The organism is Paraburkholderia nodosa (assembly GCF_001718195.1).
GTDB lineage: Bacteria > Pseudomonadota > Gammaproteobacteria > Burkholderiales > Burkholderiaceae > Paraburkholderia > Paraburkholderia nodosa_A.
In genome coordinates, this window is the sequence record NZ_MCNV01000007.1 from 88,380 (window position 1) to 101,269 (window position 12,890).

The window sequence follows — 12,890 nt, forward strand, 5'->3', positions numbered from 1 at the left end:
CGCAGCAAACTGACGCATTATAGGCGCGATCCCCAGCCCTCACAAGCAAGGCCCAATCGCCCGCTAACCCATACCAGACGGGCTTTACAGCGATTTTTCAAGCATTTCCCCAGGGCTTTTCCGGCGCTAATTTCAGGCATAACGAAAGCCCCCTTACCACGTTACCGATTCCTTGCAGGACCCCGGCCGATGTCTTCGATGCGCACGATGCCATGGCCTTCGGCGGTCGTGCGCGGCACGGCCTTCCACGCGTGGCCGTAGATGATCTCGAAGGTCAGCGGGATCGTGCCCGCGTGCGGACCGTCCGTGCAGCGGCGCGCCTCGAGCGCCGCCACCAGCGCACGGTGCAGGCGCCGCGCGGTGCCACCGTTCTCACTGTCGCCATCGCCGTTGCGCTCGAACGGATACGCGCCCCAGCGGCGCACGTCGGCGAGCAGCTTCTCCGGCGTCTTGTAGGTGATGGTGAGCGTTTCCTGGTCCATGACCGGAATCTCGAAACCGTTCTCGACGAGCATGTCGCCGAGATCGTGCATGTCGACGAAATCGATGACGTGCGCGCGCGTCGGCACGCCGTGCGCGGCTTCGACTTCGGCGAACGCGCCGCGCAACTCCTTGAGCGTGTCGGGGCCGAGCGTGCTGAACATGAGCAAGCCGTTGACCTTAAGCACGCGCTGCCACTCGCCGAACACGAGGTCGGGGCGCGGATGCCAATGCAGTGCGAGATTCGACCACAGCAGCTCGAACGCACCGTGCGCGAACGGCAGTTCGGCGAAGTCGGCCTGCGCAACCCGCGGACCGCGCGAGCCGAGCGCGCGTCCAACCGATGCAGGCAGGAAACGCCGCCAGCTCGTGTCGGGGGCGTCGTGCTCGCGGGCACGGCGCAGCATGGCGAGGGAGAGATCGGTGCCGAACACGGGCGCTTCGGGAAAGCGCTCGCGCAAGCCGGGCAGGTCGTCGCCCTGGCCGCACGCGATGTCGAGCACGGCCGCAGGTTTCACCTTGATGTACTCGAGGCGCTCGCGCATGCGTTGCGCGATTTCACGCGGCAGGAAGGCAACGTCGTCGAAAGTCGCCGCACGGCGATCGAAGATGCGCCGCAGGTGCCGGGTGTCATAGTCCGGACGGCCAGTTCTTGCGGGAGACGGGGACATGTCGGTCGTATTGGCGAAGTCTGCGAAGTATACTCGCTCACTCCTTTCCTTTCAGTCACGCGAGCCCGCTGCCCGGGCCGTCCTTCGATGCCGCCGCGCTCTTCTTCACGTGATGCACGCAATGCAGCGGGCGTCACACCGCCCGCTTCGCACCGCACTCGTCTTGCGGGCGTTGCGCGCGTCTGTCGAAAAGCGCGGGCGCTGCCGTCACAGCTTGCCCACTTCGTGCTGCCCAATCTGTGCCCATTATGCGGCAATTTGACGCGAGCCACGCTCTGTGTGTGCTGCGATGCCGCGTACTGGAATGAGCCGCGCCTGCGCTGCACGGTCTGTGCGATGCCGCTCGCGCACAGGCGCGGTTCGGCGGGACGCGCACGCTACCGCTGCGAGGCCTGCACCGACGCACCGCCTGCGTTCGACGCCACGCTCGCGCTCGCCGATTATCGCGCGCCGCTCGACCTGCTCGCGCGTGGCCTGAAGTTTCGCGCGCGCCTCGCACTCGGCGAGGAATTTGCGCGACGCCTGGCGCTGGCCGCACACGATATGTGCGAAGAGCACGATATGCCCGAGATCGTCGTGCCGGTGCCGCTCTCGCGCGAACGTCTGATCGAGCGCGGCTACAACCATGCCTGGCAGATCGCGCGGCCGCTCGCGCGCCGGTTGGGCACGCCCGCGGACGCCACGCTCGTACGACGCATCCTGCATACGGCGCCGCAATCGAAGCTCGATCGCGAGACGCGCCGCCGCAACGTCGGCCGGGCCTTCGCGCTCGCGCGGCCGCTTGCCGGCCTGCACGTGGGCGTCGTCGACGACGTGATGACCTCGGGCGCCACGCTCGACGCGCTCGCGCATACGCTCAAGGCCGCGGGCGCACGGCGAGTGACGAATTTCGTCGCGCTACGCACGCCGAAAGACTGATCGGCCTCACACTATTCAAGACATCGAGAGAGTTTCATCGTCATGTTCAACGTCGTTCTCGTCGAACCCGAAATTCCGCCGAACACGGGCAACGTGATCCGCCTGTGCGCGAACACCGGTGCGCGGCTTCATCTGATCGAACCGCTCGGCTTTCCCCTCGACGACGCGAAAATGCGCCGCGCGGGCCTCGATTACCACGAGTACGCGCAGATGCACGTGCACGCCGACTGGGATGCCTTCATCGCCAAGGAAGCGCCGGACCCGTCGCGCATGTTCGCGTTCACGACGCGCGGATCGGGCCGCTTTCATGCGCATGCGTTCCAGCCGGGCGACTGGTTCGTGTTCGGCGCGGAAACGCGCGGCCTGCCCGACGCGGTGCTAGAGCGCTTTGCGACGCCACAGCGCGTGCGCCTGCCGATGCGACCCGGCAATCGCAGCCTGAATCTCTCGAACACAGTTGCGGTCGTGGTGTTCGAAGCGTGGCGTCAAGCGGGATTCGAAGGCGGCGAATGACGCGGGTACGTTGTACCGCGTCGCCCTACGCCCTGCCGCGCGCCGCAAGCTCACGCTCGTAGCGCGTGAGCATCGCATTGTCGAAGCACGCGAAGATCACGTGTTCGAGCGTCGGATATTTCGATAGCTCGTCGATCACGGTCGATACCGCAATCGCCACGGCCTCGTCGGCAGGAAAACGGTAGACGCCGCAACTGATTGCCGGAAACGCGATGCTCGTCACGCCGGCCTCGCGCGCGCACTCGAGTGAGCGCCGGTAGCAGGACGCGAGCAGATGCGCTTCGTCACGGCCGCCGCCGTACCAGACGGGGCCCACGGTGTGGATGACGTGTTTGGCGGGAAGGCGATAGCCGCCGGTGATTTTGGCGTCGCCGGTCGGGCAGCCGTTCAGCGTCTCGCATTCGCGCAGCAGGTCCGGCCCGGCGGCGCGATGAATCGCGCCGTCCACGCCGCCGCCGCCGAGCAGCGATTCGTTCGCGGCGTTGACGATCGCATCGACCTTCAACGTGGTGATGTCGACGGCCTGCGCTTCGATGTGGCAGTTTCCGATGGTCAGCATACGGTCCTCCTTTGCGATCCGGCCCACGCAAAGCGTGCTCAACACCTGGCGCAGCAGGACCGAAGCGCCCTACTCCGCCTTCGCGTCGCGCCGCAGCAGCGCGCTCACGGCGTCGCGCGGCGTGACACCGTCGAACAGCACGGCGCATACCGCCTGGGTGATCGGCATGTCGATGCCGTGCGCGCGCGCGAGTGCCAGCACGGCCTGCGCGCAGCGCACGCCTTCGGCCACGTGACCGAGTGCGGCGAGGATATCGTCGAGCGTGCGGCCGCTCGCGAGCTGCTTGCCCACGGTGCGGTTGCGCGAGAGGTCGCCCGTGGCGGTGAGGATGAGGTCGCCGAGGCCGGTCAGCCCCGTGAAGGTCTCGGCACGCCCGCCGAGCGTGACGCCAAGGCGCGTCATCTCGGCGAGACCGCGCGTGATGAGCGCCGCGCGTGCGTTCAGGCCGAGGCCCAGACCATCGGCAATGCCGGTCGCGATCGCGAGCACGTTCTTGACCGCGCCGCCCACCTCCACGCCGACCACGTCGTCGCCGGTATAGATGCGCATCGCGCGGTGATGGAACGCAGCGAGCGTGCGCTCGCGACAATCGGCGGAGGCGCTCGCCACCGTCAACGCGACAGGCAGGCCCTCGCCGACTTCGCGCGCGAAGCTCGGCCCCGAAAGCACGCCGTTGCTCGCATGGCCCGGCAGCTCGGCCGCCACGACCTGATGCGGCATCAATTGCGTTTGCGCTTCGAAGCCCTTGCAGAGCCAGACGAAGTGCGCCGGCACGCGGCCCATGTCGCGCAGTGTGCAAAGCATGCCGCGCAGGCCGGCCACGGGCGTCGCGAGCACGACGAGATCCGCCTCGCCCGACGCATGGTCGAGCGCGGCGGCGAGATCCGTTTCGTATTCGAGATTGCTGGGCAGCGCGACGCCCGCGAGGTAGCGGGCGTTTTCGTGCGTCTTGCGCAAGGTGTCGACGAGCGCGCCATCGCGCGCCCACAACAGCGTGTGATGCGCCTGGGCGAGATGCCCTGCCAGCGCGGTGCCCCACGCTCCGGCGCCGAGAACGGCGATGTTCATTCCGATACTCCGCACCGGTAGTTCGTGGAAACGATCAACGTACGCTTTAGTGCGTTGCGCTGCTTGCGCCGTCTTGCTGGGCGAGTTGCTGCAGGCGTTGCTCGTAGAGCGCCTGGAAGTTGATCTCGGCCAGGTGGATCGGCGGGAAGCCCGCGCGCGTGATCGCGTCGGCGATATTCGAGCGCAGGTACGGGAACAGGATAGTCGGGCATGCGATGCCGACGAGCGGATCGACCTGTTCGGCCGGGATGTTGCGGATGTCGAAAATGCCGGCTTGCTTGGCTTCGATCAGGAACGCAACCTTGTCCTTGACCTTGGCCGTGACGGTGCCGGTGACGATGATCTCGAACACCGATTCGGCGAGGCGCTCGGCCTTGACGTCGACTTCCACTTCGACCGAAGGCATGTCCTGCTCAAGGAAGATGGCCGGCGAATTCGGCTGCTCGAGCGACATGTCCTTGAGGTAAATGCGCTGGATATTGAAGAACGGCTGGTTGTTCTCGTCAGACATGGTGTATGGCTTCCCTGATTGAATGGATCGCGGCGGCATCCTCGTGACATCTCAGCGTCCCGAAAATGCGCCGCGCTACGGCAATGAACGGCAACAGGCCCGCGCAAGCCTCACTGGCTCGCGCGGGCCGAAACCCTGCGTCGCTACGTCACGCTGCGCAGCCCGCCTGCGGACCGAGGCCGCAAGGCTATCGGGCTGCGAATCAGGCCTTGAATCCGCCCGTAACCTCAGGCGGCTTCGAGCAGCGGCATCAAGCCGCCCGCACGGTCGAGCGCGGAGAGGTCATCGTAACCGCCCACGTGCGTCTCGCCGATGAAAACCTGCGGCACGGTACGCCGGCCGGTGCGCGTCATCATCTCTTCGCGCCGCGCCGGGTCCCGGTCGATCAGCACTTTCTCGATGTGTTCGACGCCGCGCGACTTTAAAAGACGCTCGGCCATCTGGCAATACGGGCACACCTGGGTGCTGTACATGACCACTTTGCTCACTTCGAACCTCCTTGTTTCACGACCGGCATACCGGCCTGCTGCCAGGCGTTCACGCCGCCGTCCAGCACGTGGACTTCGGCAAAACCGGCGTCCTTCACGAGGCGCAGCGCCTTGTGCGACTGCTGGCCCGTCTGGCAGACCAGCAACACCGGGTTGCTCTTGTTCTTCACGAGCTGGCCGATCTTCGTCTCGAGTTCGCCGAATTCAACCTGGCGCGCCGAGGGCAGATGACCCTTCGCGAACTCACCCGCGGGACGCAGGTCGACCACCACCGCGTTGCGGCGGTTGATGAGCTGCGTCGCCTCGGCGGTGGAAACCCCGCCGCGGCCGCCGCGCTTGAGCGTCGGCCACAGGAGCAACCCTCCTGAGATGAGGACGATCGCGATGAGTACAAGGTTGATGTAATTGGTGAAGAACGTCACGGAGGGGCCGCCGGAAAAAGGGAAAGTCGGAGAAATCGTGCGAAATCGGATTCGGACAATCCGCTCATTATAAAATAACCGTTTGTCGCAGGGTTACCGCCCCCCAGCCGGGGCGTGCCACCCGCCGGACCTGGACCGCCGCCATGGCGCTGCTGCCGTGTTGCGTCTTCCGTCCCCGATTACCGCTTCCTTCACTACCGACCGGCATCCTCATGTACAAACTCGTACTCATCCGCCACGGCGAATCGACCTGGAACAAGGAAAACCGCTTCACCGGCTGGGTGGACGTCGACCTCACCGAGCAGGGCAACCGCGAAGCGCAGCAGGCAGGCCAGCTGCTCAAGGAGTCCGGCTACACGTTCGACATCGCCTACACCTCCGTGCTCAAGCGCGCGATCCGCACGCTCTGGCACGTGCAGGACCAGATGGACCAGATGTACCTGCCCGTGGTCCACTCGTGGCGCCTGAACGAGCGTCACTACGGTGCGCTTTCGGGCCTGAACAAGGCCGAAACGGCAGCCAAATTCGGCGACGAGCAGGTGCTGGTCTGGCGCCGCAGCTACGACACGCCGCCGCCGGCGCTCGAGCCGTCCGACTCGCGCACGTCGTACAACGACCCGCGTTACGCCAAGGTGCCGCGCGAGGAACTGCCGCTCACCGAGTGCCTGAAGGACACGGTCGCGCGCGTGATGCCGATCTGGAACGAGTCGATCGCGCCGGCCATCAAGGCGGGCAAGAAGGTGGTAATCGCCGCGCACGGCAACTCGATCCGCGCGCTCGTGAAGTACCTCGACAACATTTCGGATGACGACATCGTCGGCCTGAACATCCCGAACGGCGTGCCGCTCGTCTACGAGCTGGACGAGAGCCTCAAGCCCATCAAGCACTACTATCTGGGCGACGCCGAAGCCATCGCGAAGGCGCAGGCCGCCGTGGCGAACCAGGGCAAGAAGGCGGGCTGAGGCTTGGTGCTTCCCCTCGTCGGCCGCATCCTGGCCATGCCTCGTTGATTCGGCCGCCGGTCCGTCGGGCCGGCGGCCTGTCCGCAGGTCATGCCCTCCCGCCACGCGAAGCGCCGCGCGGCTTCGCCCCGGCACTCTGGCCGCGCTGGAATTCGTTGCACATTCCCCTTTTCTGTCTCTTTCCGGGCCTGGCTGGCAGGATTGCCAGCGCACTGCCAGCACCGTGCCAGAAGCAAAATTGCGGCACACGGTTTGCGAACCTGCCGGCTGCAGCACTGTCTTAGTCCCCATCGTACGCGCCATATACACAGCCACGGCGGGTGTGCAGTTATACTTGTCCGTCGCTTTTCCAATAGACGCTGCCACGCGCCTTTTCGACCGCACGCAACATACTCTATGCGAAAGAACCTGAAAAACATCGGCCTGATCGCCGCTGGCCTCGCGACCGGCGTATTTGCCACCCTGCAGATTTCCGCCGAGGCGCAGCAAACCCAGCAGACGGTCGTAGAACCGCTGCCGCTCGACCAGCTGAGGCTCTTCGCCGAAGTCTTTGGTCAAATCAAGCATGAGTATGTCGTGCCGGTGGACGACAAGAAGCTCCTCACCGCCGCCATCAAGGGCATGGTGTCGAGCCTCGACCCGCACTCGTCGTATCTCGACAAGACCGATTACCAGGAACTCCAGGAGCAGACCAAGGGTCGCTTCGCGGGCCTCGGCATCGAAATCTCGTCGGAAGACGGCCTGATCAAGGTCATCTCGCCGATCGAAGACACGCCCGCCTACCGCGCCGGCATCCGTCCGGGCGACCTCATCACGCGCATCAACGACAAGCCGGTGCGCGGCATGACGCTCGACCAGGCCGTCAAGCAGATGCGCGGCGACCCGGGCACGAAGGTCACGCTCACGATCTTCCGCAAGACCGACGACCGCACCTTCCCGCTCACCATCACGCGCGCCATCATCAAGGTCCAGAGCGTGAAGTCGAAGATCGTGCAGCCGGGCTACGCGTATATCCGCATCACGAGCTTCCAGGAGCGCACGGTCCCCGACCTCGCCCAGAAGCTGCAAGATATCGCGCGCCAGGAGCCGAACCTCAAGGGCATCATCCTCGACCTGCGCAACAACGGCGGCGGCCTGCTGCAAAGCGCCGTCGGCGTTGCGGGCGCGTTCCTGCCGCCGGATTCGGTCGTCGTCTCGACGAACGGCCAGATCCCGGACTCGAAGCAGGTCTACCGCGACACCTACGAGAACTACCGCCTGCCGTCGTTCGACGGCGACCCGCTCAAGGGCGAGGCGGCCGAGTTCAAGACCGTGCCGATGGTCGTGCTGACCAATGCCTACTCGGCGTCGGCCTCGGAAATCGTGGCGGGCGCGCTGCAGGACTCGAAGCGCGCGCTGATCGTCGGCAAGACGACGTTCGGCAAGGGCTCGGTGCAGACCGTGCGCCCGATGACGGCCGACACGGCGCTGCGTCTCACCACGGCGTACTACTACACGCCGAGCGGCCGCTCGATCCAGAACAAGGGCATCCGTCCTGATATCGCGGTCGACCAGTACGCAGACGGCGATCCGGACGACGCACTCGTCACGCGCGAAGTGGACTACCAGAACCACCTCGCCAACACGCAGGATCCGGACGAGAAGAAGGAGCAGGAAGTGCGCGAGCAGGAGCGCATGGACATGCTGCGCCAGCTCGAAGAGCAGAACGACAAGAAGACGCCGGATCAGCGCCAGAAGGATCGCGAGCGCAAGCCGGTCGAGTTCGGTTCTACCGACGACTACATGCTCCAGCAGGCGCTGAACAAGCTCCAGGGCAAGCCGGTGGCCGAATCGAAGTCGCCGATGGAGCGCCGCCTCGCGCAGCAGAAGCCGCCGACCTCGGCTTCCGCGCCGATCGCCGTGAAGCCGGGCGCGCTCATCATGGCGCCGGCTCCGGGCTCCGCCGCCGCGCCGGCCTCCGCTCCCGCGCCGACGAAGTAACACGCCGTACCGCCTCGCGACCCGTGCGCCTCGTGCGCCGGTCGCGAGGCCGCCCCTCCTCCAGCCGCTGGCGTCGTTACAATAACGGCACGGTATTTCCCCGGCGCGCGCTCCCCCATTCAGGGCCATTCAGGCTCTCGAGTCCATCGCAGCGCCATCGAACCAGCGCATCGCGATGAACGACGACCAACTCCTTCGCTATTCCCGCCATATCCTCGTCGACGAGATCGGCATCGAGGCGCAGCAGCGCTTTCTCGACGCGCATGCGATCGTCGTGGGCGCGGGCGGCCTAGGGTCGCCCGCGGCGATGTATCTCGCGGCCTCGGGCGTGGGCACGCTCACGCTCGTCGACAACGACACCGTCGACCTCACCAACCTGCAGCGGCAGATCATGCACGAGACGGCTTCGGTCGGCCGCGCGAAGGTCGAGTCGGGCCGCGACGCCATCGCGCGCCTGAATCCCGATGTGAAGGTGAACGCGCTGCAAACACGCATCGACGATGCGTGGCTCGACGCGCAGGTGCCGGGCGCGACGGTCGTGCTCGACTGCACCGACAACTTCGCCACGCGCCACGCCATCAACCGCGCGTGCGTGAAGCACCGCGTGCCGCTCGTCTCGGGCGCGGCGTTGCGCTTCGACGGACAGATCAGCACGTTCGACTTCCGCGACGACGCCTCGCCGTGCTACGCCTGCGTGTTCCCGGAAGATCAGCCATTTGAGGAAGTGGCGTGCTCGACGATGGGCGTATTCGCGCCAACGGTTGGCATCATCGGCGCGATGCAGGCGGCCGAGGCGCTGCGCGTGATCGGCGGCATCGGTACGCCGCTCGTCGGGCGGCTCATGATGCTCGACTCGCTGCGCATGGAGTGGAGCACGATGCGCGTGGCACGGCAGCCGGATTGCCCGGTGTGCGGCGAGCGTCACCGGCACGCCTGAGGCCCGCGCGAGCCAAGGCAAGAAAAAAGCCCCGGACATGCCGGGGCTTTTCGCATTTTCGCGTATCAGCAGGTGCACGCTCAGGCCTGGGCCACACGCTGCAGCGCGGCCTGCAGTTCCTCGGGCTCGTAAGCGGCCAGCACCTCCGCCACCGGTTTTTCCAGCGTCTTGAGCTGCGAGCGCAGGATCTCCTGCTTCACCACGAGCAACTGGCTCGGGTGCATCGAAAACTCGGTAAGCCCCATGCCGAGCAGCAAACGCGTGAACGACGGGTCGCCCGCCATCTCCCCGCATACCGAAACGGGCACGCCCGCGCGCTTCGCCTCGCGCAGCGTATGCGCGATCAGCTGCAGCACGGCCGGATGCAGCGGATCGTACAGGTCGGCCACCGCGTTGTCGGCGCGGTCGATGGCGAGCGCGTACTGGATCAGGTCGTTGGTGCCGATCGAGAGGAAGTCGAGACGGCGCAGGAACATCGGCAGCGCGAGCGCGGCCGCCGGAATCTCGATCATCGCGCCGACCTGGATGTTGGGATCGTAGGCGAGGCCGGCGTCGTCGAGCTGGCGCCTGGCCTCGCGGATCAGGTCGAGCGTCTGGTCGATCTGCTGCGCGTGCGCGAGCATCGGAATCAGGATCTTGACCGAACCGAACGCCGAGGCGCGCAGGATCGCCCGCAACTGCGTGAGGAACATCTGCGGCTCGGACAGGCTCCAGCGGATCGCGCGCAGGCCGAGCGCCGGGTTCGCAGCCGTCTCGTAACCGTCGCCCGCATTCATGGCGTCGAGCGGCTTGTCCGCGCCCACGTCGATCGTACGGATCGTCACGGGCAGCCCGTTCATGAGCTCCACCGCGCGGCGGTAGGCGGCGAACTGCTCGTCCTCCTCCGGCAAGTGGTTCTTGTGGTTCATGAACAGGAACTCAGTGCGAAAGAGGCCCACGCCCGTCGCGCCCGAGTCGAGCGCGGCCTGCGCGTCGTCGGGCAGCTCGATGTTCGCGTACAGCTGGATCTTCGCGCCGCATAGCGTTTGCGTCGGCGAGAACTTCAGGCGCTGCAGCTTGCGCCGCTCGAGCGCCATCTCGCTTTGACGGTAGGTGTACTCCTCGAGCACGATCGGCGCGGGATCGACGATCACGATGCCGTGGTCGCCGTCGACGATGATGAGATCGTCCTGGCGGATCAGCGCGCTCGCCTGCTGCACGCCCACCGCGGCCGGGATGCCGAGGCTGCGCGCGACGATCGCCGTGTGCGAGGTGCGGCCGCCCAGATCGGTGACGAACCCCTGGAAGGTTTGCCCCTTGAACTGCAGCATGTCGGCCGGCGCGATGTCGTGCGCGACGACGATCATCTCGTCGCAGCCGCCGTGCAGCGAAGGCGGCATGGCGCCGGCGAGCGACTTCAGTACGCGCTCCACGACTTGCTCGATATCGGCCTTGCGCTCGCGCAGGTACTCGTCCTCCACGTCGTCGAAGTGACGCGAGAGGCGTTCGAGCTGTTCGGTAAGCGCCCACTCCACATTGAAGCGGCGCGTGCGGATGAGATCGATGGTCTCCTGTACGAGCATCACGTCGTTCAGGATCATGAGGTGCACACCGATAAATGCGCCCATTTCGGAAGGGGCGTCGGCGGCGAGATCGGCGCGCAGCGTGTCGAGTTCGTGCTCCACGGCCTGCAGCGCCGCGCGAAAGCGCACGATTTCGTCTTCGATCTGCGCGTGCTCGATGAGGTAATGGTCGACGTCGAGCGCAGCCGGAGCGATCAGGTACGCTCGCCCGATGGCTATACCGCGTGATACGGGAATTCCATGCAGCGTGAACGGCACGCGCACCTCCTCTGGTTATTTGATGCTGCGGCAAACCGCTGCAATGCGCTCTCTCAGACCCCGGCGATGATTATAAATTCCAGCGCGGCGGAATGTGGCCATGCGCACCTGTGCGCGCATGACTGCGGCGTTGTGCAGCAGTCGCCGCCCGCAAACAAAAACGCCGCGGCAAACCGCGGCGTTCCGAGCAAGGCGCAATGACCACGCGCGTCTTACTGGCCTTCGCCAAACTTATCGGCGATCAGCTTGAGCAGCGCGCTCATGGCGTCGGCCTCGTCCGGGCCTTCGGTTTCGATCATCACCGTGCTGCCGATGCCCGCCGCCAGCATCATGACCCCCATGATGCTCTTGGCGTTGATGCGGCGGCCGTTGCGGCTCATCCAGATTTCCGACTGATAGTTGCCTGCGAGCTGCGTCAGCTTCGCCGACGCCCGCGCGTGCAGGCCGAGTTTGTTCACGATGGTCGTTTCTTGTTGCAGCATAGGTCGATCCGGACGCGGTGTGTGGAAGTGAGACTGGGTTGTTTCGCTGTGCCTTGTTGTTGGCTTTCGCTGGCGCGCCGCCGGCTCAGGTGCTGCCAGCCGGCCTGAACACGCCCGCCGCAACGCCGCCGGTGCAAGCCGCGCCGCGCGTCGCGGCTGCTGGCTGGCTCGCGCTCTGGCCGGCTACCGGATTCGCGGCCTGCTTTGTCGCGTCGGCAGTTGTTTCGGTGCAGGGCGTGGGCGGGCAAGCGCATTCGCTCGCAGGAGCAACGGGCGGCATGGTCGGGCCGATGGTCTGCACGCCCTTGCTCGCGCCGGCCAGCGCCTTTTCGACCAGCGTGTCGAGCGGCGTTGCCCGGTAGCACACGGCACGCACCAGCATCGGCAGATTCACGCCGGCCAGCACGCGCACCTCGGGCACCGTGGCGAGGCGCGCCGCGATGTTCGAAGGCGTGGCGCCGAACATGTCGGTCAACACGAGCGCGCCGTTTTCTTCGCGCAGGCGCTCGATCTCCGAATTCGCCTTGGCGACCACTTCAGCCGGGTCGCTGTCGGGGAGCACGTCGAGCGCGCCGATGCGCGCCGGACAACCGCCATAGATATGCGCGATGCACTCGCGTAGCGCGGTGGCGAGCGGTGCGTGCGCAATGATCAGAATCCCTGCCATGTCAGCTTGACTGCAAAAAACGGCTCCGGTTGATGCTCGGACGACCCCGTAGATCGCGTCCTGCAGCGCCAACCCCGCAGCCAGCCGTGAGCTCGCAGGGTCGGAACACGCGCCGCGCGGCAGCCAAAGCGTCTCGTCGACGCCCGCTTGCCAGCCCGGAACGCGGGCTCGCGGCATTGTAGCAGGGTCATTTTCGCGCACGCGAGGCGGTTCTGCTCACAGCGGCGACAGATATCGCGCGCGATTCACAGGCTCCGCGTACGCGCTCGACCTTTCGTGGTCCAAAACTGCCCGCCAGTCAAGGTCTGGAGGGGGCGCCTGCCCTGCAAGGCGTCCACAATCGGCAAATGCAGCCATACGCGAGGCTTTCAAGTCCGCGCTCCAGGTGCGGGCCTCAAATGCGCCCGGTCCC

General features: G+C 66.1%; 14 protein-coding genes. 5 read left to right on the top strand and 9 right to left on the bottom strand.

All coding sequences use genetic code 11. The features are described 5' to 3' along the window. Positions 1-161: 161 nt before the first annotated feature. Entirely contained in the window at positions 162-1,151 is a 990-nt protein-coding gene (locus tag BFD71_RS14585) for a methyltransferase domain-containing protein (RefSeq protein WP_069264950.1), read from the bottom strand. A gap of 87 nt (positions 1,152-1,238) precedes the next feature. Here BFD71_RS14585 and BFD71_RS14590 point away from each other — a divergent pair, with 87 nt between their 5' ends. Both BFD71_RS14590 and trmL read left to right on the top strand, forming a co-directional pair. Next, entirely contained in the window at positions 1,239-2,069 is an 831-nt protein-coding gene (locus BFD71_RS14590) for a ComF family protein (RefSeq protein WP_069264953.1), read from the top strand. Positions 2,070-2,111: 42 nt separating this feature from the next. After that, on the top strand, positions 2,112-2,582 hold the full coding sequence (gene trmL, locus BFD71_RS14595) for a tRNA (uridine(34)/cytosine(34)/5-carboxymethylaminomethyluridine(34)-2'-O)-methyltransferase TrmL (protein WP_069264956.1): 471 nt from the start codon (positions 2,112-2,114) through the stop codon (positions 2,580-2,582). Positions 2,583-2,607: 25 nt separating this feature from the next. Here the strand turns inward: trmL and BFD71_RS14600 are convergent, their stop codons facing one another. The 5 genes from BFD71_RS14600 to BFD71_RS14620 form a co-directional block, all read right to left on the bottom strand. Then, positions 2,608-3,141: an O-acetyl-ADP-ribose deacetylase gene (locus BFD71_RS14600; protein ID WP_069264957.1), complete on the bottom strand. Its 534-nt coding sequence runs from the start codon at positions 3,139-3,141 to the stop codon at positions 2,608-2,610. A gap of 69 nt (positions 3,142-3,210) precedes the next feature. After that, positions 3,211-4,209 (bottom strand): NAD(P)H-dependent glycerol-3-phosphate dehydrogenase, encoded by a 999-nt coding sequence (locus BFD71_RS14605; RefSeq protein ID WP_069264958.1) that lies wholly within the window; start codon positions 4,207-4,209, stop codon positions 3,211-3,213. A gap of 46 nt (positions 4,210-4,255) precedes the next feature. Beyond that, positions 4,256-4,720: a protein-export chaperone SecB gene (gene secB / locus BFD71_RS14610; RefSeq protein WP_042270084.1), complete on the bottom strand. Its 465-nt coding sequence runs from the start codon at positions 4,718-4,720 to the stop codon at positions 4,256-4,258. A gap of 227 nt (positions 4,721-4,947) precedes the next feature. Further along, positions 4,948-5,208, bottom strand: coding sequence for a glutaredoxin 3 (gene grxC, locus BFD71_RS14615; RefSeq protein WP_042270085.1), 261 nt, complete (start codon positions 5,206-5,208; stop codon positions 4,948-4,950). Further along, positions 5,205-5,630, bottom strand: coding sequence for a rhodanese-like domain-containing protein (locus BFD71_RS14620; protein WP_042270087.1), 426 nt, complete (start codon positions 5,628-5,630; stop codon positions 5,205-5,207). The genes grxC and BFD71_RS14620 overlap by 4 nt, the downstream gene beginning before the upstream one ends. Before the next feature lie 212 nt (positions 5,631-5,842). Between BFD71_RS14620 and gpmA the strand changes: the two genes are divergently transcribed. The 3 genes from gpmA (at position 5,843) to BFD71_RS14635 (ending at position 9,509) form a co-directional block, all read left to right on the top strand. Further along, positions 5,843-6,592, top strand: coding sequence for a 2,3-diphosphoglycerate-dependent phosphoglycerate mutase (gpmA, locus tag BFD71_RS14625; RefSeq protein ID WP_069264960.1), 750 nt, complete (start codon positions 5,843-5,845; stop codon positions 6,590-6,592). Between the two features lie 396 nt (positions 6,593-6,988). Further along, entirely contained in the window at positions 6,989-8,572 is a 1,584-nt protein-coding gene (locus BFD71_RS14630; RefSeq protein ID WP_069264963.1) for a S41 family peptidase, read from the top strand. Between the two features lie 175 nt (positions 8,573-8,747). Further along, a complete protein-coding gene (locus tag BFD71_RS14635; RefSeq protein ID WP_069264966.1) occupies positions 8,748-9,509 on the top strand; it encodes a HesA/MoeB/ThiF family protein in 762 nt (253 codons plus the stop codon). Positions 9,510-9,589: 80 nt separating this feature from the next. Here BFD71_RS14635 and ptsP read toward each other — a convergent pair whose 3' ends face one another. The 3 genes from ptsP to BFD71_RS14650 all read right to left on the bottom strand — a co-directional run bounded on the left by ptsP (position 9,590) and on the right by BFD71_RS14650 (position 12,478). Further along, entirely contained in the window at positions 9,590-11,329 is a 1,740-nt protein-coding gene (gene ptsP / locus BFD71_RS14640; RefSeq protein WP_069265236.1) for a phosphoenolpyruvate--protein phosphotransferase, read from the bottom strand. A 212-nt stretch (positions 11,330-11,541) separates the two neighbouring features. Then, positions 11,542-11,811, bottom strand: a complete 270-nt coding sequence (locus tag BFD71_RS14645) for an HPr family phosphocarrier protein (RefSeq protein ID WP_042270095.1) — start codon at positions 11,809-11,811, stop codon at positions 11,542-11,544. Between the two features lie 85 nt (positions 11,812-11,896). After that, the gene (locus tag BFD71_RS14650) at positions 11,897-12,478 is read right to left on the bottom strand and encodes a PTS sugar transporter subunit IIA (protein WP_083245260.1); all 582 of its coding nucleotides are present in this window, start codon (positions 12,476-12,478) and stop codon (positions 11,897-11,899) included. Positions 12,479-12,890: the final 412 nt, after the last annotated feature.